The 22778-nt window shown below is 53.3% G+C and carries 15 protein-coding genes and 1 pseudogene; 11 read left to right on the forward strand and 5 right to left on the reverse strand.

The features are described 5' to 3' along the window. Positions 1-217: 217 nt before the first annotated feature. From Poly59_RS06270 to Poly59_RS06280, 3 genes are all read right to left on the reverse strand, one after another. A complete protein-coding gene (locus tag Poly59_RS06270; protein ID WP_146533133.1) occupies positions 218-1588 on the reverse strand; it encodes a Gfo/Idh/MocA family protein in 1371 nt (456 codons plus the stop codon). A gap of 68 nt (positions 1589-1656) precedes the next feature. Further along, positions 1657-2220: a flavodoxin family protein gene (locus tag Poly59_RS06275; protein WP_146533134.1), complete on the reverse strand. Its 564-nt coding sequence runs from the start codon at positions 2218-2220 to the stop codon at positions 1657-1659. 67 nt (positions 2221-2287) lie between these two features. Next, entirely contained in the window at positions 2288-2728 is a 441-nt protein-coding gene (locus Poly59_RS06280; protein ID WP_146533294.1) for a MarR family winged helix-turn-helix transcriptional regulator, read from the reverse strand. A gap of 670 nt (positions 2729-3398) precedes the next feature. Between Poly59_RS06280 and Poly59_RS06285 the strand changes: the two genes are divergently transcribed. From Poly59_RS06285 to Poly59_RS06310, 6 genes are all read left to right on the forward strand, one after another. Continuing rightward, complete coding sequence (locus Poly59_RS06285; protein ID WP_456238989.1) at positions 3399-8144, forward strand: PVC-type heme-binding CxxCH protein; 4746 nt, start codon at positions 3399-3401, stop codon at positions 8142-8144. Positions 8145-8150: 6 nt separating this feature from the next. Further along, complete coding sequence (locus tag Poly59_RS30070) at positions 8151-8399, forward strand: hypothetical protein (RefSeq protein WP_186776042.1); 249 nt, start codon at positions 8151-8153, stop codon at positions 8397-8399. A 176-nt stretch (positions 8400-8575) separates the two neighbouring features. Beyond that, entirely contained in the window at positions 8576-10900 is a 2325-nt protein-coding gene (locus Poly59_RS06295; protein WP_146533135.1) for a sialate O-acetylesterase, read from the forward strand. Positions 10901-10989: 89 nt separating this feature from the next. Beyond that, a complete protein-coding gene (locus Poly59_RS06300) occupies positions 10990-12435 on the forward strand; it encodes an endo-1,4-beta-xylanase (protein WP_146533136.1) in 1446 nt (481 codons plus the stop codon). 366 nt (positions 12436-12801) lie between these two features. Next, positions 12802-12993: a hypothetical protein gene (locus Poly59_RS06305; protein ID WP_146533137.1), complete on the forward strand. Its 192-nt coding sequence runs from the start codon at positions 12802-12804 to the stop codon at positions 12991-12993. Continuing rightward, on the forward strand, positions 12975-13211 hold the full coding sequence (locus Poly59_RS06310; protein WP_146533138.1) for a hypothetical protein: 237 nt from the start codon (positions 12975-12977) through the stop codon (positions 13209-13211). Before Poly59_RS06305 ends, Poly59_RS06310 begins: the two co-directional genes overlap by 19 nt. A 94-nt stretch (positions 13212-13305) precedes the next feature. Here Poly59_RS06310 and Poly59_RS06315 read toward each other — a convergent pair whose 3' ends face one another. After that, positions 13306-14664 (reverse strand): sulfatase, encoded by a 1359-nt coding sequence (locus tag Poly59_RS06315; protein ID WP_222436042.1) that lies wholly within the window; start codon positions 14662-14664, stop codon positions 13306-13308. Between the two features lie 922 nt (positions 14665-15586). On the opposite strand from Poly59_RS06315, the gene Poly59_RS06320 reads away from it, so the two are divergent. The 4 genes and pseudogenes from Poly59_RS06320 (at position 15587) to Poly59_RS06335 (ending at position 19931) form a co-directional block, all read left to right on the forward strand. Then, complete coding sequence (locus Poly59_RS06320) at positions 15587-16453, forward strand: PP2C family protein-serine/threonine phosphatase (protein WP_146533139.1); 867 nt, start codon at positions 15587-15589, stop codon at positions 16451-16453. 164 nt (positions 16454-16617) lie between these two features. Beyond that, a pseudogene (locus tag Poly59_RS06325) lies at positions 16618-16977 on the forward strand (transposase); the annotation flags it as partial. A gap of 389 nt (positions 16978-17366) precedes the next feature. After that, the gene (locus Poly59_RS06330) at positions 17367-18527 is read left to right on the forward strand and encodes a C45 family autoproteolytic acyltransferase/hydolase (RefSeq protein WP_186776043.1); all 1161 of its coding nucleotides are present in this window, start codon (positions 17367-17369) and stop codon (positions 18525-18527) included. A gap of 15 nt (positions 18528-18542) precedes the next feature. Next, a complete protein-coding gene (locus tag Poly59_RS06335) occupies positions 18543-19931 on the forward strand; it encodes an aspartate aminotransferase family protein (RefSeq protein ID WP_146533142.1) in 1389 nt (462 codons plus the stop codon). Between the two features lie 82 nt (positions 19932-20013). On the opposite strand, the gene Poly59_RS06340 is transcribed toward Poly59_RS06335, so the two are convergent. Next, positions 20014-21390, reverse strand: a complete 1377-nt coding sequence (locus Poly59_RS06340; RefSeq protein WP_146533143.1) for an NAD-dependent succinate-semialdehyde dehydrogenase — start codon at positions 21388-21390, stop codon at positions 20014-20016. Between the two features lie 371 nt (positions 21391-21761). Here Poly59_RS06340 and Poly59_RS29265 point away from each other — a divergent pair, with 371 nt between their 5' ends. Then, positions 21762-22217 (forward strand): hypothetical protein, encoded by a 456-nt coding sequence (locus Poly59_RS29265; protein ID WP_186776044.1) that lies wholly within the window; start codon positions 21762-21764, stop codon positions 22215-22217. Positions 22218-22778 lie beyond the last annotated feature (561 nt).

A 22778-nucleotide genomic window follows, 5' to 3' on the forward strand; every position in this document is an offset into this window, starting at 1 on the left:
TGACCGTATCACGCAATTTGGCGTTGCGTTTTCGAAGCCCTGTTGTAACCAACTTTCGACCCAGCATTAGCGAAGGAGTAGGCTGAAATCGGTTACCGGTAGTGTTTCGCGGACGGATCTGTGGGAGAGGATTCAATGAACCATCCGGCGGAACGACACTGCGTTAGTCGCCCGCCGGATCTTGTCCAGATTTTAATGCCTAGCGTCGAGGCTAGAATTACATGCTGATCTCGAAGCCCTTGCGGCTTTCGCGAGATAAGAACGCGTTGGCTTGATCATCACCGATGATTTCACGCTTGGTCGGATCCCATTTTAGTTCGCGGCCTAAGCGGATTGCGATGTTTGCCAAGTGGCAAGTCTCGAGCATGCGGTTGTGCGACCAAACATCCGAGATCGGTTGCTCGCGGGAATTCATCGCAGCGATCCAGTTGGCGGTGTGGTTTTCACTGACAGGGCCGCCGTAGACTGCTTCGACTGCGCCCTCGGGCAACGGATTGGTTTCCAAATCCTCGACCGGTTTGCCGGTCAGTTTGCCGCGGTTGACGAAGAAACGACCTTTGGTTCCTTCGAACAAAATGCCGTTGTCACCCTCGCTGGTGATGACCAGTGGAATGTCGCCGGGCATGTTCGCATGAATTTCAAACTTGGTCGGCGAATTGTACTGATCGCTGACGGTTGGATAACCATCTTTGTAATCCACAGGCAACGAAAAGCTGACCGGCGTGACCTTGTTCGGACCAGTAGCATCCGCGCCGAGCGCCCATGTCGCGATGTCAACATGGTGCGCACCCCAGTCGTTCATTTGGCCACCGGAATACTCGTACCAATTACGCCAAGCGTAATGACAATTGGTATAAAGTGGCACGCCGCCACCGTAGCCTTCACGCATTTCGGGCAAGGCACGGTAGGGAACCTTCGGGGCTGGGCCGAGCCATGTGTCCCAGTCGAGACCCTTAGGAACATCGATCGCCGGAATGACTGGCGAACCGGTAGCACCGTTGATTCCACAAGTCACCTTGCGGATCTCGCCGATCCGGCCGTCACGGATCAACGCAATTGCTTTGAGGAACCGATGATCGCACTCGGTCCGTTGCATCGTTCCGACCTGGAAGACGCGACCAGTTTGCTTGACAACTTTCTCGATCAACTTGCCCTCGTCGATCGTCAGCGTCAAAGGCTTTTCACAGTAGACGTCTTTACCGGCCAGCATTGCTTCGACCGAGATCTTGGTGTGCCAGTGATCGGGTGCTGCAATCATGACCGCATCGATGTCGTCACGGTCCAGGACCTTGCGGTAGTCGGCGTACCCGTCAGCCGTTTGGCCGGTCCTTTCTTTTAGCTTTGCCAGGTTCTCACCAAGCACCGTTTCGTCGAGGTCAGCAAAGGCGGCGAAGTCCGCGAACTTGGTTGACTTGCTCGTGATGGTCCAACCCTGGTTTCGCAGTCCAATAGTGGCGAAGACAGGTCGCTCGTTTGGTGAGTCTTGACCACGACTGACGGCGCTAGTTCCCATAAAGAACCCAGTCGCGGTCGCCGCGCTGGTTGCCTGAATAAAGTCACGCCGGTTGAATTTGCGTTTCGAAGTCATTTTGAATCCTCTACTGGGAGATCGGGGAAGGAATTAGAAAGAAAACTATTGGGAGAGTGAAGCTCCCGTTATTTGCCCAAGTCTTTGAATCGTTCGTAAGTCTGATTGAGTGGGTGGGCGTCTTTCCGACCGTCAATCATACACGCAGTCCATTCGGAAAGTCGCCGTCCGAGTCGCCTGCAAGCTTCTTGGACCCGATCTTCCTCTGGAATGCCCGCTGAGATCGCTCCATAATGGGCCGAAAACTTAATGCCGGAATAGTCCGTCAGTCCAAAGATGAGAAAGCCGTAGTTGATCAAGATCGACATCAGCGCCATGCAGGTCCATTCCTGGCCACCGCCCCAAGCACCCGCAGACGAGAAAACACAACCGATTTTTCCATCTCGCTTCCCCCAATTCTCGATTGGCTGCTCGTCCCACCACCGTTTCATCTGCCAACTCACCGACCCATAGTTGGTGGGAGAGCCGAGTGCGATGCCGTCACACCAGTCGAGGTCAGTATGATCGGCTTGGTCAGTGCTTTTCAAACGCACATCAACGCCTTCAAGTTGACTTGCACCTTCAGCGACCAATTCTGCCATTCGCATGGTGTTCTGTGTGTTGGAGTGATAGAGAACTAGTACATTTGCCATGTCGATTTTTACCGATGTGAATAACGGAAAGACAGCACACGCTTCGCCCAATGAAACTTTGTCCAATTTACACAAGCGTCGCTTCATCGTTGATCGCGCAAGTCAAATTTCGCAGCAGAGCTAACAGCATCTCTGCTTCCTTTGCAGACATACAACCGCACATGTCATCGCGAATGGGCTGGCCAGCCTTCCACAACTTCTTGTTCATTCGTTTGCCTGCGGCCGTCAGTTTGACGGTCTTCGCCCTAGCGTCCGAAGGGTGGCTTTCTCGTTTGACAAAACCATTTGCTTCCAAAAGAACCAACATCGCTCGAACCGTGCTGGGATCCGACGAAATTTGATCCGACAATTCGCGTTGGGTGAGTGCTTCCCCATTCGCGAGCGCCGCCAATAGGACAAACTGGTCAGCGGTAACCTGGTGCTCTGCAAATCGTGCGTCTGTTCTCCGGTGTAACGCTAGGTATGCCGCACGCAACGCCAAAGGAAGATCTCGGTGAGTGTCAATCATGTCTCTGGCCAATCTGATTTTTGCATATATTCCGTGCTCAACTTCGCGAGGATGCATCGTTCGCTGCTGTGCGAACATAAAAAGTCGCCGCATTGCAAATCGAATCGATTTTTCTGGCAGAACACCGACTGGTTTGATCTTCAGTCTCGAGTGCTGCATGCTTCAAATGCACGGCAGTGTACTCGGCAAAGATTCTGGCTCGCAGCGCAGCGTCTTCAAAAGTTTAACTGGTTGGTCGACCGGGATCTGGTGCGAGCAGCAAACAATTGTCAGCAATTTTTTAATGCGTGTACGCACGAATACGTGGTTTTGTCCTGTTTTGCCTGCAAGTGAAATACGTATGCATGTTTTCGAAATTTTTCATGGGCCGCGCGTGCCGTTTGGCATTAGAGTCATATTCACTGCCGGGTCGTTTCTCGTGTGCGACCTAACTTGTTACCACTACAGTCACACCGCAAGCGTCTTGCCGAGCGAACATTTGTTCGCCGCGAAACGTTGGTTCGGTTTCGAAACGCTGCTTGCATTGGACAATTTGATGATGAAGTCGATTTATAAATTCACCTTAACCACGATCGTTCTGTTCGTTGGTCTTGCGAATTCCCAGCGAGTCTCTGCCCAGTCGCATGCCGATGCTGTCGCTCAAGCGAATCGTCCGTTTGCAAGACCTCTGATGACGCCGCCGACAAAGGATGAAACAAGTTTTGCGTTTAAGGATGTCGGGGCCAAAATTCCCAATTACACGCCGGGCGCAAGTTGGGGAACGCAACAGGCTCCGTTGACGCTGATGCAGGAGCCGGTTCCCGCTAACCAGTCGATCGAGTCCTACTCCGTTCCCAACGATTTTCACCTGTCGTTGTGGGCCGAAGAATCAAGTAAGAATTGGCCCGATGACTCTCAAGCGACTGAGAAGTTTGCTGGCTTGACAGGCAAGCCGATCGCGATGAACTGGGATGAACGCGGTCGATTATGGGTCTGCGAAACAGTTGATTATCCGAATGAACTGCAAGCGTCTCCTGGTCGAGGTCGCGACCGCATTCGAATTTGCGAAGACACGGATAACGATGGGCAAGCTGATAAGTTCACGGTCTTTGCCCATCACCTGAGTATCCCTTCAACGCTGGTCTGTTATCGCGGCGGTGTGATTGTGCAGAACGGTGCGACAACGATTTACCTCAAAGATGTTGACGGCGACGATGTTGCCGATTTCCGTCAAGAATTGATCACCGGCTGGGCGATGGGTGACACGCACGGTGGCGTGAGTAATTTTCAGTACGGTCCCGACAATTGGATTTGGGGCATGCAGGGGTACAACAACTCCGAGCCGATCATCAATGGTCAAGCTCAAATGAGATTCCGTCAGGGATTCTGGCGATTCAAAGTTGGAAGCGGTGCAGCAGACAGAACGGCTCCCGCGTACGCACTCGATAAGCAATCCGGCTTACCTGCCGACCACGCTTCCGGTGATTTCAACGACGACACGATCCGAGTGGACGCGTTGGAGTTCATGCGAGCGACCAACAATAACACTTGGGGGCTTGGGTTTAGTGAAGAAGGTTATGTGTTCGGATCAACGGCAAACGGCTGCCCAAGCGTCCATATGCCTATTCCCAATCACTATTTCGACCAAGTCGCTGGCTGGTCGCCCAGCACACTGCAGAAGATTTCGCCGACGGACAAGTTCAATGCCCTCGACCAAAAAATTCGCCAAGTAGATTATCACGGCGGCTATACCGCAGCGGCTGGCGGAGCAATTTACACAGCGCGGAACTACCCGGCCGCGTGGTGGAACAAAGTGCAAATGGTTTGCGAGCCAACCGGCCATATCGTTGGCGGGTTCGTGCTTGAAAAGGATGGTGCCGGATATCGAAGCAATAATGTGTTCAACGTCGTCGCCAGTATCGACGATTGGGCTGCGCCAATCATGTCCGAAGTTGGCCCCGACGGAAATGTTTGGGTGCTCGATTGGTACAACTACATCATCCAACACAATCCGACGCCCAATGGTTTTCAGACTGGTAAGGGTGCGGCTTACGAAAGCGACCTGCGCGATAAACGCTTTGGTCGTATCTATCGCTTGCTCTATAAGCAAGAAAAATCTCCAACTCGTGCAATGCAACTGGCCGATGCGTCTAGTGCCGACTTGGTGAAAGCACTCAAGAACGACAATTTTTTCTGGCGTCGAACCGCGCAGCGTTTGCTTGTTGAACAGAATGCGACTGACCGGACAACACTAAGTGACTTGGTTGCTCTGGTGGACAATCAGCAAACCGATGAGATCGGTCTGAACACCGCTGCGATGCATGCGATCTGGACACTATCCGGTTTGGCCCAAGGCGGCAGCAACGAGGCAAACGCTGCACTCGCTATGGCGTGCAAAAAAGGTTTCACGCATCTGTCCAGCCCGGTGCGCAACGCAGCAATAGCCAACTGTGCAAATGATCAAGTAAAGCTCGCCGTCGAAAGCGGCGTTTTGCGAGATGCAGATCCTCGCGTGCAACTATCCGCCTTGTTGCGGATCGCTGATGGAGCCGGTTCCGCGTCGGGGGAAACTTTGGCATCGATGGTTGATGGTGCGAAGTCGATTGCATCCGACGAAATTTTGATGGACGCTTGGACATCCGCTGCCGCAATCGAACCTGTCGAAATGTTGGTCGCCTTGATCAACGCAAGCCGCCGATCCAGCAACCGCGGTTTGGCGTCACGAGTCGCGATTTTGTCCGAGCACCTTGCTCGCTCGCAGCCAACAGCAAGTCAGATCGAATCGCTTTTGGCCATTGAGCCGGATGCACCGCTGGCGATCTCGCTGTGGGAAGGTCTGTCCAAAGGCTGGCCAAAAGAATTGTCCGTCACCTTGTCCGACGCTGCTCAAACACGGTTTCGTGAGCGTTTTCTTGCTAACGACACGAGCGTCGAAAGCAAGGCTGCGATTTTAGCAGTTGCCGATAAGTGGGGGATCAAGAATCTGGACGAAGCGGTTGCGTCGATTCAGGATCAACTTTTCGCGACTGCTTTGGATACCGAGGCGGAAACTGCGTCGCGTCTGACCGCTTGGGATCAAGCGATCAAGCTGGCCCCGGCAAGCGATCGCATCTTGGATGCAATCGACACGCTGCTCACTCCACAACTTGCACCCGAGACCGGCGCAAAAGCAATTGCATCGCTTGGAGATGCTCGCGTTCCAGGCCTGACCGAAAAACTGGTTTCGATTCGCGGGTCGCTTGGTCCAAAACTAACAGGCGAAATACTGACATTGCTGTTGGCTCGTGCTGATACGACCACGGAATTGCTTCAAGCAATCACCGACGGAAAGGCACAGTTCACTGAACTGCAACTCGATCAGCGACAAGCTTTGTTGAATCACCCGACTCGAGAGATCGCGAAGCGGGCGAGAGAGTTGATGGAGATGAAAGGTGCTGCAGTGGCGTCGAATCGCCAAGCACTGGTGGATGAGTGGATGCCAGTCACGGAACTGAGCGGAAATCTTGAGAACGGAATTGCAATGTACAAGAAGCACTGCATGCTATGCCACAAGCACGGCGAACTAGGGGTTGCCATCGGACCCAACCTGACCGGCATGGCTGTGCACCCCAAGGAAGAGATTCTGATCAACGTTCTCGACCCTAATCGCAGTGTCGAGAACAACTTCCGCACTTACCAAATTTTGACGGTCGATGGTGCAGTGCTTACCGGAATGTTGGCTGGTGAGTCCGCGAATTCGTTGCGTCTGATCGACACGCAAGGCAAGGAAAAGCTAGTGCTGCGTGAAGATATTGAGCAAATGATCTCTTCTGCCAAGTCGTTGATGCCGGAAGGCTTTGAAGGTCAGATTTCAAAACAAGAAATGGCGGATCTGCTGACATTCTTGGCCAATCGTGGACGCTACACACCGCTGTCTCTCGCTGCTGCGGCAACGATCAGTGGCCCGAAGGGATTGCCGGGATTCCGCGGAAATTCAGGCGACAAGTTTGAGCTTAATTCTTATGGAACGGTCGAATTCGAAGGTGTTCCCTTCGAATTGCAAGACCCTCAGGATGGACGAGTAGCGAATATCGTCGTCTTGCAAACTGCTCGTGGTCGATTCCCCAGCACGCTGCCGAGCGAAGTGACGATTCCTTGTTCAGGAAACGTTTCCGCGATTCATATTCTCGGAGGTGTAGCTGCTTTCGGATTCCCGATGAACCAAGATGAGACAGCAAGTTTGGTCGTACGGTGCCAGTACGAAGACGGAACGTCGGTCGATCACGAGCTGATCAACGGCAAACATACCGCGAACTATCAAGAGAAAACGGACGTTCCAGAATCGAAGTTTGTGATCGATGCCAATGGAAAGCAAATCCGTTATCTAAAGATTCCTATCGACGCAGCCAAGCCTCTGAAAAGCATCGAGTTGGTCAAAGGTGATAATCGCTCCACACCTCTCGTCTTCGCCATTACGGTTGAGTCTGCCGGTGGCAAAGAAGCTGACGACACGGTTGCGATGGACGAAAAGCCCCAGGCTGCGGCACAGCCGCCCCGACGTCGCGGCGGCGGCTTTGGCGGTCCGATCGAACTTGGACCCGATGATGTCGCAGCGTACGCAGCACCACCGGAAGGCTTTAAGTCTGAGCGAGATGTACCGCATGGCAAGCTTGAGATGATCGAGTATGAATCAAAAACCGTTGGCACGACTCGCAAGCTGAATGTCTACACACCGCCAGGCTACACGACCGACAAGAAGTACCCAGTGCTTTATCTGTTGCACGGTATTGGTGGTGACGAGACCGAGTGGCAACGATTTTCTTCGCCGAATTTGATTCTCGACAACCTCATCGCCGATGGAAAAGCCGTCCCCATGATCGTGGTAATGCCCAATGGACGAGCACAAAAGAACGATCGAGCTGAAGGCAACGTGATGGCAAGTGCACCGGCCTTTGCGGTCTTCGAGAAGGACTTACTCAACGACGTGATTCCAGCGATCGAGTCGAAGTATTCGGTCGATACCAGTCGAGAAAAGCGTGCCATTGCTGGCCTCTCGATGGGCGGCGGCCAATCGTTCAACTTCGGACTCGGTAACCTCGACACATTCGCCTGGGTCGGGCCGTTTTCTGCCGCACCGAACACGATGCCAGCGGAAGAGCTGATTCCCGATGTCGCCGCGGCAAAAGCCAAACTCAAACTGCTGTGGATCTCTTGCGGCAACAAGGACGGGCTAATCCGAATCAGTCAGAACGTCCATCAGTTCCTAAAACAGAAAGGTATCGACCACGTCTGGCACGTCGACGGACACGGCCATGATCCTCAGCATTGGAGCAGCAGTTTGTACTGGTTCACGCAAAGCGTGTTCCAGGACAAGCCTGCGAAGAACGCGAAACTCGACAACGCGGTGATTGGCAATTGGATCGGTACCGTCAGCACGCAAATCGGCGATCAAGCCTAGGTGTTCATGATCGAGAGCAAGGATGGGCAAGTTGGCGGATCGGCCGAAATGACGCTCAACGGCGAGAAGCACAACAGCAGCCTATCCAATGTGAAAGTCGAAGACGGCAAAGTGTCGTTCGATGAGGTCCTCAACTTTCAAGGCAACAATTTGCCGATCAGCTACTCAGGCACATTGGTCGACGATGAAATGCAACTGTCTCGTAAGGTGGGCGAATTCGCTACAGAGGAGTTCACCGCAAAGCGATCCAAGTAGTTTTTGATGCAAGCCAACGAACCGCGAAACAGGTGCCACACCAGAGCCTCGTGACCGACGGCGGACACACTTGGATGAACGCTCGAAATTACCTCGCAGAAACGCTGCAACTCTTCTTCAAATAGAACCGCAAGTTCCAACTTCCCCGCAAATTCTCCAGCTACAAGAGACGACCTATGTTTTTACGCTTACCCGCACTGATGTGCAGTGTGCTGCTGCTCGTCTCGATTAGTTTGGCGCAAGACACTGAACCGGCGGATGACTGGGAACCGGCGGTCACCAACCAGGAGGGCAAAGAGTATCCTCAGGTCAACTCCGAAGGCCGCGTCAGATTTCGTGTCAATGCACCCGAAGCGACAAGTGTTTCGTGCAGTTTCCGCGACAGCAGCGAATTTGTGAAGGATAATCAAGGAGTTTGGACGGGATACACGCGCAAGCTTGATGAAGGCTTCCACTATTACACGATCAAGATCGACGGAGCCGAAGTTCCCGACCCCAACAGCAAATACTTTTTCGGTGCCATGCGGTGGGGTAGTGCCGTGGAAGTTCCTGCGAACGACAGAGACTTTTACGCTGTCAAAAAGGTTCCTCACGGACAACTTCGCGAAGTCCTTTTCTACTCGGAAAGCACCCAAACGGATCGTCGAGCTTTCGTTTACACTCCGCCGGGATATGACGCCGACCAGGAAAAGCGTTACCCGGTTCTGTATCTGCAACATGGATGGGGCGAGAACGAATACGGTTGGAGCGTTCAGGGCCACGCCGGCCTGATCATGGACAACCTGCTTGCCGAAGGTAAGGCTAAGCCATTTATTATCGTGATGACCTACGGCATGACGAATGATGTCCGTCCGGGCGGAATCGGTGGCTTCGACATCAGCCATTTTGAAACGGTACTTGTCAAAGAGTTGGTCCCGTACGTCGATTCCAACTTCCGCACGCTGACCGACCAACCCAACCGAGCCATGGCTGGTCTTTCCATGGGCGGCATGGAAACCAAGGCAATTACGCTTCGAAACCTCGACACGTTTTCACACATCGGTCTATTCAGTGGCGGGTCGATCACCATGGACGACGTCAACAACACCAAAGGTTTCAAGAAAAGCAACAAGCTCGTCTTTGTCAGTTACGGCAGCAAGGAAGTGGGCGGCGGAGGGCGTCCAGGACGTGGCGGCGATCCCGAAGCGCATGCAAAGGCACTCAAGGACGCGGGCATCAATAGCCACTATTACGTTTCACCTGATACGGCTCACGAATGGCAAACCTGGCGTCGCAGTTTACGCCAGATTGCTCCACTGTTGTTTGCCTCAGACGGCAAACTCAGCGGCGCGTGGAAAGTCGACTTCGACACCCAAATCGGTCTTCAAAAGTACATGATGACGTTCGATTGTGGCGGTCAAAATCCAACAGCGAATGCCAAGGTGAAAGTTGAAGAGAGAACGCGACAAGTCGAATTCCACGACGTTAAAATCGATGGAGATACGATCTCGTTTTGGGAGCCACTGAACCTGGGCGGCAACGAGATTCGCATTGAATTCAACGGAAAGGTCTCAGGCGACTCCATCACATTCACACGCAAGGTAGGCGAGTTCTCCAACGAAGAAGCGACTGCAAAGCGAGTAAGTCTTGATGCACAAATGGAAGCAGATGCAACAGCGAACGAGGGAAAAGGGTCAGCTAACAACATGAAGCAATTTCCCGTCGCCATGGCGGGCGAAGTGGACCCGAATTTTCACGTCTACCTCTGCTTTGGCCAGTCCAACATGGAAAGCGGCGGAAGCATGAATGATGAAGATCGCAACGTCGATGAACGTTTCCTACTCATGGCGGATTTCGACAATGCCGATCGCGGATGGGAGAAAAACAACTGGTACCATGCTGTTCCACCGCTTGCCGCACGTGGCCGAGGCATCTGTATGGTTGACGGCTTTGGCAAGACATTGGTGGCGGGACTTCCACAAAACGTCCGAGTCGGAGTGATCAAAGTTTCCGTACCCGGCTGCAAGATCGAACTGTTCGACAAAGACTCGTTTCAATCTTACATCGAGAACGAACGGGACTGGATGAAGAACATCGTCCGAGGCTACGGCGACAACCCTTACCAATACATGGTGGACATGGGAAAAGTGGCGCAGAAGCACGGTGTGATCAAGGGCATTCTTTTGCATCAGGGCGAGTCCAACTACGGCGACAAAAACTGGCCTCAAAAGGTCCGTGTCGTCTATGACAACCTGATCAAAGACTTGAATCTGAATCCCGAAGAAGTGTCACTGCTTGCCGGTGAAATGGTGAATGCCGACCAACAAGGACAATGCGCTGGCATGAACGAAATCATGGCAGGACTCCCGAAGATAATACCGAATGCCCATGTCATTTCATCAGCTGGCTGCACGACGGATGACAAGTTGCATTTCAATCCAGACGGCTCAAGGAAGTTCGGACACCGATATGGCGAGAAAATGCTTTCGTTACTCGGCAAAGAAGCGGTTGCAGCCAAGTAACTGCTGAGGCGTCCACCGAATTCAGATCCGGCGGGCGTTCCACCAATACCGTTGAGTGATCGAGAAGCCATCAACCTAGGAAAGTGTTCATGAGAAATGTCGGAAAGCTGGCCATCGTCGGCGTGGTCGGGCTGTTGATTTTTGCTTTACCCGTATCTGCAGAGGAGATCGACGGTCAATGGCATGCGATGTTCGACACACCGGCCGGAGTTCAGACGTACCATTTCGATTTCCAGGACATGGACGGCAAGCTGACAGCTAAGGCGGTCGTCGAGTCCGCTGATGAAATGCGTGATGTGGAGTTCGAGGAAGCCAAGCTGGACGGTGAAACGCTGAAGTTTGTGGAACTGCGGAAGTTTGGCGAGCGAGAGCTTCGCATCGAATACACCGGCAAGCTGAGTGATAGAGGAATCATGTTCACTCGCAAAATCGGAGACTTCGGCAGTCAGGAATCGGGTGCAACTCGAGACATTCCCAAACCGGAACCGCAGTCTTCTGCGCCGGTGGTCAAAGTTCATCTCGATCGCATCATCAAGGATGCTTACAAAGATTTATTTCGTGTTGGCACTGCCGGAGATTTTCCATCGCGGTACTCGAGCGAGGAGCTACAGCTTGCGTCGGAGCATTTCAACGCCGTCACTCCGGAAAATTGCATGAAGCCTGAGCGTGTTCACCCGGACGAGAAGACATGGCGATTCGAGCTTCCCGATGCGCTGGTCCAATGGGCAACCGACAGCAAAATGAGTGTCCACGGACATACGCTCGTCTGGCACGCGCAGACCGGTGATTGGTTCTTTCGGGATGGCGACCGAGAAGTCTTGACTCAGCGAATGAAAGATCACATCCACACGCTGGTTGGTCGATACCGAGGAGAAATCCAAAGCTGGGATGTCGTCAATGAAGCGATCAATGATGCTGGAAATGAAGAAACCGGGCAAACCGAGAACCTCCGCGATTCAAAATGGTTGCAAACACTGGGGCCGAAATTCCTGACGCTGGCGTTTAAGTTTGCCCACGAAGCTGACCCCGACGCAATCCTTTATTACAACGACTACAACATCGAATCCGGACCCAAGCACGACAGTTCGATGGTCTTGTTGAAACGATTGCTCGATGACGGAGCACCGATTCACGCGGTTGGAATTCAGGGGCATTGGACGACCGGTCGCGTGCCTTATGAAGACATCGACAAGGCGATCTCGGACTACGCTTCACTGGGTCTGAAGGTCAGCATCACCGAACTTGACGTCACGATTCGCGGAGCTTCCGGTGGTCAATTCGGCGGTGGCTTTGGGCGAAGACGTTTTGGTAGCCGCGAACCAGCTTCGATAGAAGACCTCAACGCTCAAGCCGATGCATATGCAAAACTATTCGCGATATTCAGTAAGCACAAAGACGTGATTGAGCGAGTCACCTTTTGGGGCCTCAACGATCGCCGTACATGGCGTTTCGGACAGCATCCCTTGATCTTCGACGCCAACAACTATCCCAAACCGGCTTACGCTGCGATTGTAAACGAGCCAGGGCGCGACTGAATACCAAGCCACCGTTCGCTTGCCGAACCAAACATTGGCTAGGCACTGCCAAGGGCGACACAAGCAAATCACCACGTCGCCAAAGCACAATCATCGCGACTGAAATTAGCGACCGTGCCCAGGATCACCACGATAGGTCGCTTGACGTTCATCGCTAAAACTCACTTCGTGCATGTCTTATTCAACAGTCGTGAAATCTTTCAAGAAATCAATGTCTATGATTTTTTGTAGGGACCATGAATACTTGTTCCATGCCATCGTTCAGCGGCGACGTTTCGCAAATGTTCGGACTCGAATACGGCTTCGGCGAAAAACAAGCAAGGCATCATCGGCGTCCAGGATGCTCAACACCGCGATTGAATCCGAATGGACCGTTGGTACTCGGCCGTTCCACCCGAAGCCGAACAGTCAAACTGGCTGAGCAACCGAACGTCGGTTTCCATCATTCTCCGTTCGGTCGAAACTTGCCAAAAACCAGACTTTTTGAAGGCTGACAACATCTGCTTCATCGATGCCTCGATTCGCGAGGTGACGCTGCGTTGGCCGATCGAATCGTGATCACCGACTCGCCGTCCAACGTTGACAATAGTGAAGCGTTCACGATCACTGTTGAGGACATGGGCGCTATCCAGCGAATTGCTGGGGTTCGCAGCGGTGCACTGACTCACGCAGTCAACAACGATATGTGTTTCGTTAACCTTGGCTTCACCGTGATCGACAGCAACACCATCCAGGTCATAACATTCAACACAAGCATCATAATCCCCGGAACGTGAATGCTGTTCACGCTCGAAGCCGATGGCCAACGTTGTCGACACGCCACAGGCGTTGGTGTGAAAACGTTAGGGAACTGTCCCGCAGCATGGCAACTCACTGAATTTTCGACAGCCTCTCGCGGAATCCATTGAGCACCTCAGCGTACCTCGAGTTCTTCGCCAAGTTAGTGAACTGTCCCGGGTCTTCCTGCATGTCGTAAAGCTCTTCGCCATCCTTGCCGTAGTTCATGTATGACCATTGATCGTTCCGCAGCGACCGCTGCTTGCCCCCGCCGGAGTACGCGATGTCGCGTAGGATCGCGGTGGGGTCGGCAATCGCGGGGACAAGGCTGTGACCGACGATGTCGCTGGGTATCGAAAGTCCGGCGAGCTCACTAACCGTCGGATAGATGTCGACAAGCTCGGCAAACGTCACGGCGCGACCGGACTTCCTGCCCGGCGTGAACACGATCAAGGGCACGTGCGTCACTTCTTCGTGCACGTTTGATTTCAGCCAGAATTCGTGCTCGCCTAGGTGGTAGCCATGGTCGCTCGTGAACACGACCACTGTGTTATCCCGCAGGCCGAGCCGATCCAGCTCGCCCAACACCCGACCGACCTGCACGTCCATGAACGTGACCGCCGCGTAGTACCCCGCCCACATCCGCTTCACATTGTCGGGATACTTGCTGATGCCGGATTTCTGTGACGTGCTACGTGCGAGCCCCGCCTTCGGGATATCGTCGTGATCGCCAGGCAGCGTCTGCGGAGCGGTAATTTTGTCGATCGGATATGGTTCGAAATAATTCGGCGGCGCGACCATCGGGTAGTGCGGCCGAACGAAACCCACCGCGAGAAAAAACGGATTGTCTTTGTGCTCGCGCATCAGCTCGATCGCCTTGGTCGCGGCTTTGTAGTCGGGCTGATCGGTTCCGTCTCCCTCGCTTTCCACGGTCACAAACGGGCGGTGCGGATCGCCGGTGGACTGCCGGTTCTCTTCCTCGGTGGTGAAGATGTTCTGATTCAGCAGCGAGTAGAGGCCCGGCGTGTGCGCTTCGCGACCGGGCGCGTTGAAGCGTTCGGTCCATGACGCGGCGTGATCGACGCCGTTGGTCCCCGCGATGATGTCGCCGGGCACTCGCATGTGGTAGATCTTCCCGACGCGCGCTGTGTACCAACCGTTGTTCTTGAAATGTTCCGCCATGCTCGGTCCGCTGCCGCTCGCCCCAACGTATCGGCTGAACATGAACGACTGACGTGATGGCCCGCACACGAGCCCCTGGCAGTACGTTTTGTCGAAAACCATGCTGCGTGCGGCGAGCTCGTCGATATTCGGCGTCTTGCACAGTGGATCGCCATAACACCCCAGCACGCTCGCCTTCAGGTCGTCCGACACGATAAACAAAACGTTCCGCACCTTCGCCGGTTCCTCAGCAAACAGCAGTCCGCTCTGAGCGAATAGAAGAAGCAGCAAGAATAGTCGTAGCATGGTCGCCTTTGATGTGTTCAATACGGAGCATCGCGGATCGCCAAGCAACACTCGTTGTCCCTTAGCGGTCTCTAGTTCCTACGCCTGGCAGAGTATACGTCGTCGAGCGACCCGAATTCGGTGAACTTGAATTTACGTTTCACCGCTTCCGTCGATGAAACCGGTGTGAGAGTGAAACGAAAGGAAAAGTACACCGGTGCACAGCCCCAAATCCGTTGTTGGAACTTTACGGAAACTGCTAGTTGCGTCGAATTGGAAACCGCCACTTTCGATCGTGGACGATTGGTTTGACAAGAGTTTTACCCCGACGGTGTTTCACGTTGGTTTTTGCTGCACCCTTGGCTTGCTAATCCAAACATGGGACGTCGGCGGGACTTCGCAGGCGATGAATACGAGACTTCCGACCTCGAAGGTTGGATCCGCGGGATCACGTAGTTCATGAATCATTGCTGATTGAATTCAAGAAACCAAGAAAACAGAACGACGCCAATCATTAAGTTTGACAATCAGAAGGTTGCGTGCGTCGAAAATGAAAATCATCGGCATGTGCAATTGACAGCGACTGTACCGCTTTCTATCGGTCTTGCCCGTCAGGTTCATTGCCGTGGCATGGGCACCTGGAGAACGTGCGTGATCGAAGTGTCGGGGCCAATACCGAAGATGACAGCGATCGAAAAGGCGATTCGGTTTTCCGCCACACAATCACCGCCACACAAAAAGAGCAGCGGAATGGGGTTGGCATGCCAATAAACTGTATTTGAGAAATCCGAGGTCAGGAAGCTCGCTGGAAGTATGGGACAGAAGAAGGGCGAGCCATGCCGACCCTCGTTGGCACTCGCCGATCGGTCCACCGTGGCCGTGACAATACGCTGACAGGGATTGTGGTACAACAAAGCACGAGGTGATTATGCCACAGCAATCGTCCGATTCGTCAGTATCTCATCAGCGCATGCAATGCATGGAGGTGTGGGGTGGAAACCGACAGGTCGATAGATACCTAGCGACACCAGGTCTAGAGGCTTGGATATACAGTCAGCCCCACGAGCAAGCGCCCGGTGGCGGTGATGTGTATTACATTTCTTCGTGCGCATCAGGCAGAATCACCCGAATTCTGCTTGCCGATGTCAGTGGTCATGGTGTGGATGCATCTAAATTGGCAGTAGGTTTGCGGGAACTGATGCGGCGAAATATCAACATCATTCAGCAAAAGCGTTTTGTTGCTGAAATGAACCAGCAGTTTGCTGAACTCGCTTCGAACCATCAGTTTGCCACGGCGGTGGTCTGTTCTTTTTTCTCTCCGACAAGACGACTCACCCTTTGTAACGCCGGTCATCCCGAACCTCTGTGTCTGCAGCAGCAGGACGGGCAGTGGACTTCCATTTCCCAACCATCGGAGGCCCGTGAATTGAGCGACTTTCCGCTCGGTGTGATCGATGAAGCAAGTTACACGCAGACTGTCCTGACGCTCTCAGACGGTGACTTGGTGTTGCTTTTCAGCGACGCGTTTGTCGAGTCGGTAGACGCCAATGGCGATATTTTGGGCGCTGACGGACTGCTGAGCATCATTCGAGGTCTTGAGTCCGACCAACCCGATCGTTTTATTCCCGCACTTAATGACGCGATCAGGGCAGAAAATCCAAGTAACTTGTCGGACGACGACGCGACTGTGCTACTGATTCGGGCGACTGGAAAGAGAACTTCGGTCAAGAACAACCTCTTGGCTCCCTTCCGCCTGCTCCGTCCTGCTCGGGACCGAACGGAGCTTTCAACCTAGAGCCTGCGGTCAAGACTGACATTGGCGAAGTTTGTGGGATGTGCAGAATAGCTCGTTTTCAAGCCCGGAGGGAATCCCGATGGCTGGTCGCTTCGTTGCTGACGAGACTATGGAATAAAATAGAATTGTGGATTCCGAAGTATTAACGAACGAGCAAAGGAGGCAGTCCTCCGGTCGATAACCGAACCGTGTTCACACGTTTGATTGTCATGTTGAAAACCGAAATTGGATGGCGGGACTTGCCGACGGAACTGGAAACGAGCGAGAAGGCGATTCGCAGACGTTTGAAGTCTTGGACGGAACAAGGCTTGTGGGCAACGATATTTCATCAGTTGCTCACACGTTTACGGGCATCCGGACGACTCGACCTAGCCGACGTACTCGTCGACAGCGGGTTGATCCAATCGCCGTGCGTAGGCGAAAAGTCGGCCCCCACCCGATGGACCGTGGGCAGTGCGGGAATAGTCGGCGATGGTCCGCGCCGACTGCGGTTGTACATCGAACAATGCCCTGGCTGTTTTTGATGCAATTAGCATCCATTTGCAAATTCCGCAGCGTGGGAAGGACGTGATCGTAGGATAGGAAAAGTGTCGTTGGCCGGTGAAAGAGCGATCGCCTAACTGAAGCAATATCTCTGCGTCGGTGTGCGGTGTAAAAAACTCGGCGGAGTCTACGAATCCTCTCTAATGCTCGCATCTGCGATGATCGCGTTCAAGCAGCTTTACAGAACCTTGTTTTGACCACACGCAAAAAATTTGTTTTGAATTTTGGCGTATAGCCTCCATCATTGACATTGATAGATTGGCAGGTTCGCAGCACTATCTCTAGAGCTGAATTGGCCGAGCCTTCGATGCTTGAATCGCCTACGATAGGCAAATCGATTTCTTGCCTTCCTCTGTCTGGATCACGCGTCATGCCTGCCATCGAAAAACTAACCATTGTCGGTGACGCTGAAGCGATGGGGCGCGCTCATGGGACCGCATTTCGTAGTGAAATTCAGGCGTTGACCGAAGAGCGGATGCGGCTTTGCCATGACTGTTTTTGGAGCGGGGAACGCAATGATTCCACGAACCCAAAAGCATTGGCAGAGGCTTGCTGGGAACATCAAAAACGTTACGACACGCAAACGACGGCTGAACTTGAGGGTATTGCCATTGCAGCGGATGTGCCAGCTCGCGATCTGTTGGTGACAGGCGGGTTCACTGATTTTGTTGACGCGCTGCGTAGCGATGCGGCTTTGAGTTCTCCGTTTCAAAGTCCCATCAACGATCCAGGTCAATGCACCGCGGTGCTAGTGGCTGCCGGCACGAGTGCGGATGGCCTGCCGTTGCTTGCGCAAACTTGGGACATGCACCCTACGGCTACTCCGTACATTCGCGTGCTGGACCAACGATCGACCGATCAACCTGCGACGGTGGTCTTCACCGTTACCGGCTGTCCGGCGATGATCGGTATTAACGAGCACGGTCTTGGGATCGGAATCAACAACATGGTGACCATGGACGGGCGACCCGGCGTGATGTGGACAAGCGTGGTGCGTCGCATGCTGCGTGCTCGAAATGCCGATGAAGCCCTCGAACTATTGAAACATGCACCGGTGGCCGGAGCGCATCATTACCTTTTGATTGATGCGGAAAGCAACGGATACAGCGTCGAACGCTCACCGACGCGAATTGCCGTGCGAACGTTGGAATCAACGCTCGCCCACACTAATCATTGCTTAGACTCGGAACTGGTCAGTATTGAACCCGTTCGCGGCGATGCACCGGCGCATAGTACGCAGGGCAGACTGCGATCAGCTAAGCGTTGGCTTGATACTCATCGCGAAGATTGTTCTCGCCAAGGTTTATGGCGTTTATTGAACCAATTTGACGCCAAGGACCCCTTAGGCTCGATCTGCCATGGCCCATTTCCCGATTACGATGTAGAGACTGGAGGCGCGGTGGTGATCTCGCCTCGTGATCGTGCGATGGATGCGATCTGGGGGCAAGGCCGAGTCCACACGAAAGCGGACCAGACCGAGCCCGAAACCTTTACTGTATTGCCAAACAATCCCATGCCAAGTGTTTCTTGATTTGGAACGCACTCTATGTCTAAAAAGAATCTTGCAACTTCTACGATTCAAATCAGCGGCCCTATTCCAGGTCCTCGGGCCCAAGCGATTCTCGATCGCCGCGACGCATCCACGGTCCGGGGCCTTTACCGATCGTGTCCTATCGTTGCCGAGTCTGCTTCCGGCGCTACGGTGACTGACGTCGACGGCAACGTTTTCATCGACCTAGCCGGCGGCATTGGCGCACTCAATGCCGGTCATTGTCCACCCGAAGTCACCAAGGCGATTCACGACCAAGCGGATAAGTTGATTCATTTGTGCAACATCGTGGGCACCTACGAATCGATGGTGCAACTGAACGAAAAACTGCATGAGATTGTGCCGATCCGCGGCCTCAAAAAGACATTGCTTTGCAATTCGGGTGTCGAGGCCGGCGAGAACGCAGTGAAAATTGCGCGCTACGCCACGGGGCGACAGGGCATCATCGTGTTCGAGGGAGCATTTCACGGACGAAGCCTCTTGGGAATGACGATGACGAGCAAATACGATCTCTACAAACGTGGATTCGGGCCGTTTGCGAGCGAAGTCTATCGTGTGCCGTTTCCGTATGAATACCGCGAGAAGCCGAACGGGATGAGCACCGACGATTTCTGCGAACTACGAATCAACGATTTGAAGAAAGCTTTCGTCGCGCAGATTGATCCCACCAGTGTCGCCGCGGTGATTATCGAGCCTGTGCAAGGCGAGGGCGGCTTTATCCCAGCACCGCCCGCGTACATTCGAGCCTTACGCGAACTCACCGCCCAACACGGAATCCTGTTAGCCAGTGACGAAGTGCAAAGCGGCTTTGGTCGCACAGGAAAAATGTTCGCGATCGAACACACGCCGGGCTGTGGTACCGAGTGGGATGTCGACATGGTGATCATGGCCAAGAGCATTGGGTCGGGATTGCCGATTGCGGCAGTCACCGGCAAGGCTGAGGTGATGGACAAACCACACGTTGGGGGACTTGGTTCAACTTTCGGCGGCAACCCCGTGGCGTGCGCCGGTGCGGTAGCAACGATCGACTACATGCGAGAAAACAACTTGGCGGACCGGGCGAACGAGATCGGCTCGATAACACTGGATTACTTCCGTCGGTGGCAGGCAAAGCACCATGCTATTGGCGACGTGAGGTGCGCCGGTGCGATGTGTGCGCTGGAATTTGTCAAGGATCGAAAAACTAAAGAACCCAATTCGGTTCTGCCACCGTTGATCGTCGAAGAGGCGTTCCAGCGGGGGGTGATCATGATTCGCGCCGGGCTTTACGGTTCGTGTCTTCGTTTGCTTGCGCCGCTGGTGATTAGTGATTCGCAACTCCATGAAGCCATGCAGGCACTGGAATCTGCGATCGATGCCGCAGTGTTGCGAGCCAAGACCGCGTAGGTGATGCAAAGAGAGACAGTGAACAATGGAGTTGACCGCCCTCAAGTTTAAAAACTTGACGTTTCCTCGCGGATCAAATCGGTCATGAACTTTTTGATCCCAAGTGAACGAGCTTCTTATTGACAAACTCTAGAATACCGAGATGCGAAAGCTCTCGGCCATAGCCCGAATTTTTTATGCCACCGAATGGTAGGTCAGCTTGCGATTTGGTGGGTTGGTTAATGAAGATCATCCCCGATTCAATTCTCTCGGCAATGCGCCGGCCACGATCAATGTCACGGGTATAGATACTTCCGCCTAGGCCATAGGAGGAATCATTGGCCAATTGAATCGCAGCTTCTTCGTCATCAACGACGTAAACGGTGGCAACCGGACCAAATAGTTCTTGGTCATAGGTCGGCATATCAGGAGTGACGTCAGTCAAGATCGTAGGATTGAAATAAGCACCCGGCCGAGCGGGACGATCGCCACCTAGCAAAACCGTAGCTCCTGCGTCGACCGACGCTTGCACTTGTTCGCTTAACGTAACCGCCGCTTGTTCCGTCGAGAGTGGTGAAACCGTCGTTTCGTCATCCATCGGGTCACCGATCTTCAACACAGACATCGATTGTTTGAACTTTGCCAGGAATTCGTCGGCAACCGATTTGACGACGATGAAGCGTTTCGCAGCGACACACGACTGGCCAGCGTTTGTCATTCTTCCTTTCACGGCAAACTCGACCGTCGAATCAATGTCTGCGTCTTCTAAGACAATGAATGGATCATTTCCTCCAAGTTCCAGAACCGAACGTTTTAAATTCTTGCCAGCCAGTGCTGCAACGGCCGCGCCCGCTCGCTCGCTACCCGTTAGCGAGACACCTTGAACTCGTAAATCAGATACGATCGCCTCTACAAAACTGGTTGGAATAAATAGGTTCGTGTAGACACCCCTTGGCAGTCGGCATTGCTCAAACAGATCTGCAATGATCTGAGCGCACTTGGGGACATTTTCTGCGTGTTTCACCATCACAGTGTTTCCTGCCATGATGTTCGGTGCAGCGAATCGTGTGACTTGATAAAAGGGGTAGTTCCAAGGCATCACTCCCAGCAGTACACCAATCGGTTCGAACCGAATAAAGACGTTTGCATCGGAACTCTCCAATTGCTGGTTCGCCAAGAATGATTCCGCACCGCCTGCGTAAAACTCAGCAATTTGGGCGCAAAACTCGATCTCCCGTCGACTTTCAGAAATTCGTTTTCCCATCTCACGAGTGATGATCTGAGCCAAGTCATCGACACGCTCCCTGAGCAGGCTAGCGAACGCAGTGACGGCCTGTTTGCGTTCGTCAAAGGTCGTTGTTCGCCAAGACCGATACGCTTGGTCAGCACGTTCAACCAACTCAAGCGTCTCGTCTTTCGACAGCGTTGGGAAAGTCTCGATGGTTTCGTTAGTAGCCGGGTTGATACTGAAAATTTTCACGATGGGTTACCTTGCTACGATCGTTTTAGATGCGAGGAATCACTAAGCTCGACGTTTTCTGTTTCCTTGAGTCGTCTCAGCTTCAAATTGATGTAGGTGAAAGCAGCATCCTTACGCAAGGGTTGTGACTTCTCTCAGTTCCAAGCCGTGCCAAGCACAGCCGCTATGATCGGTGTTCCTCGTGATTTTAAGCCACTTCTGGATCAACTGTCACGTGCATTCTCGCGGCGACAAACTGCGAGACGCGTGACCCTCTTCTTCGGTCCATCTGGGTTTATTGTGGGTAGAGATCGAGTCCGCCGCAGTAAAAGTAGATTGCCGTCTTGAAATTTTCGGGGTTGCGGTAGCCGCCGACTCTTCTCTTTATCGACATGATCTTGCTGTTCAAGCCTCCGCCGAAGCGTCGCGTAAAAGCGATCGGTCGTCCACCGGTCAAAGGCAGGTCATTGCCGGTACCTTGCGAGGTCGTTGCTACCAAGAAGCGGGACAATAAACTTCGGGTTCGTTGGCATGGCGGAGGCTGGCGAAACGTCGAGGTGATCACGGGTGTGGACGGATGGTTCAAAAGCGGCGAGGGATTGGTGTCGATTCGCTGGGGGCACGTTCGTGATCTTGATAGTACGCATCGCGACGACGTTCCAAGAAATATGGGCTCGCCTGGGATTGGAGACGACTCGCGGATGGGATCGGCAAACGGTGCTGCGGATAGCCCGGTGCTTGTTCAAGCTGGATACGATCGAGGTTTTCTTTTGCGACACGATGCCCGAAAGCAGTTCGCATTTTTGCAGACGATCATCGCAGGGAAAGGAAACGATCACATTGATTGACCTGATCATCAGTGTCCGGCATGTTCTGTGGCTCGAATGGATTTTCGAACACACGCCCGGTGGCGAGACGATTCGGAAATTACCCAAGCAAATGCGGGCTTTAATAGAATTTGGGCTCACGCAGGCTATCTGAAGGGAAAAGTCGGACCTAACACGAACTCCCTAGAAAAATGACCAACCCTTTGACAACAACTCAGATGTCTTCGGACTTGAATTTGTCTACGGTTAACCAGTGAACTGCGTACTAAATTTCGGTTGATGTTTCCGGCAGACGACGTACCGCCTGTTCCTCACAAACCCGAAGTAGAAAGATAAGGGCACGCTTCTCCGCAGCAATGCTTTTTACACAATTGCTCGCCCACGAGCAGGCAACAACTTGCGGCATCTTAAGTGCCATTCGGGATGGAAGTCGATTTAGAATCGCCCTCCCCTTCCAGGGCAATCGCACGTTGATTTCGTTTCGGTCCAAGGATTGCGTTGTCATCGCTGAAGTCAAGCCGCTCGTTGTTGAGTGGCGTGTTTCCCGCACGGAGGTGCCAAGCGATGAACGGACCAGCAGCC

It is taken from the genome of Rubripirellula reticaptiva, from assembly GCF_007860175.1.
Taxonomy (GTDB): Bacteria; Planctomycetota; Planctomycetia; order Pirellulales; family Pirellulaceae; genus Rubripirellula; species Rubripirellula reticaptiva.

What these genes read in the sequence shown, in the direction of transcription:
- Poly59_RS06270 (WP_146533133.1), bottom strand. Translation starts at nt 1,588, where the DNA reads ATGACTTCGAAACGCAAATTCAACCGGCGTGACTTTATTCAGGCAACC.
- Poly59_RS06280 (WP_146533294.1), bottom strand. Translation starts at nt 2,728, where the DNA reads ATGATTGACACTCACCGAGATCTTCCTTTGGCGTTGCGTGCGGCATAC.
- Poly59_RS06275 (WP_146533134.1), bottom strand. Translation starts at nt 2,220, where the DNA reads ATGGCAAATGTACTAGTTCTCTATCACTCCAACACACAGAACACCATG.
- Poly59_RS29265 (WP_186776044.1), top strand. Translation starts at nt 21,762, where the DNA reads ATGATCTTGCTGTTCAAGCCTCCGCCGAAGCGTCGCGTAAAAGCGATC.
- Poly59_RS06295 (WP_146533135.1), top strand. Translation starts at nt 8,576, where the DNA reads ATGTTTTTACGCTTACCCGCACTGATGTGCAGTGTGCTGCTGCTCGTC.
- Poly59_RS06335 (WP_146533142.1), top strand. Translation starts at nt 18,543, where the DNA reads ATGTCTAAAAAGAATCTTGCAACTTCTACGATTCAAATCAGCGGCCCT.
- Poly59_RS06330 (WP_186776043.1), top strand. Translation starts at nt 17,367, where the DNA reads ATGCCTGCCATCGAAAAACTAACCATTGTCGGTGACGCTGAAGCGATG.
- Poly59_RS06300 (WP_146533136.1), top strand. Translation starts at nt 10,990, where the DNA reads ATGAGAAATGTCGGAAAGCTGGCCATCGTCGGCGTGGTCGGGCTGTTG.
- Poly59_RS06285 (WP_456238989.1), top strand. Translation starts at nt 3,399, where the DNA reads ATGACGCCGCCGACAAAGGATGAAACAAGTTTTGCGTTTAAGGATGTC.
- Poly59_RS06305 (WP_146533137.1), top strand. Translation starts at nt 12,802, where the DNA reads ATGGACCGTTGGTACTCGGCCGTTCCACCCGAAGCCGAACAGTCAAAC.
- Poly59_RS30070 (WP_186776042.1), top strand. Translation starts at nt 8,151, where the DNA reads ATGATCGAGAGCAAGGATGGGCAAGTTGGCGGATCGGCCGAAATGACG.
- Poly59_RS06320 (WP_146533139.1), top strand. Translation starts at nt 15,587, where the DNA reads ATGCCACAGCAATCGTCCGATTCGTCAGTATCTCATCAGCGCATGCAA.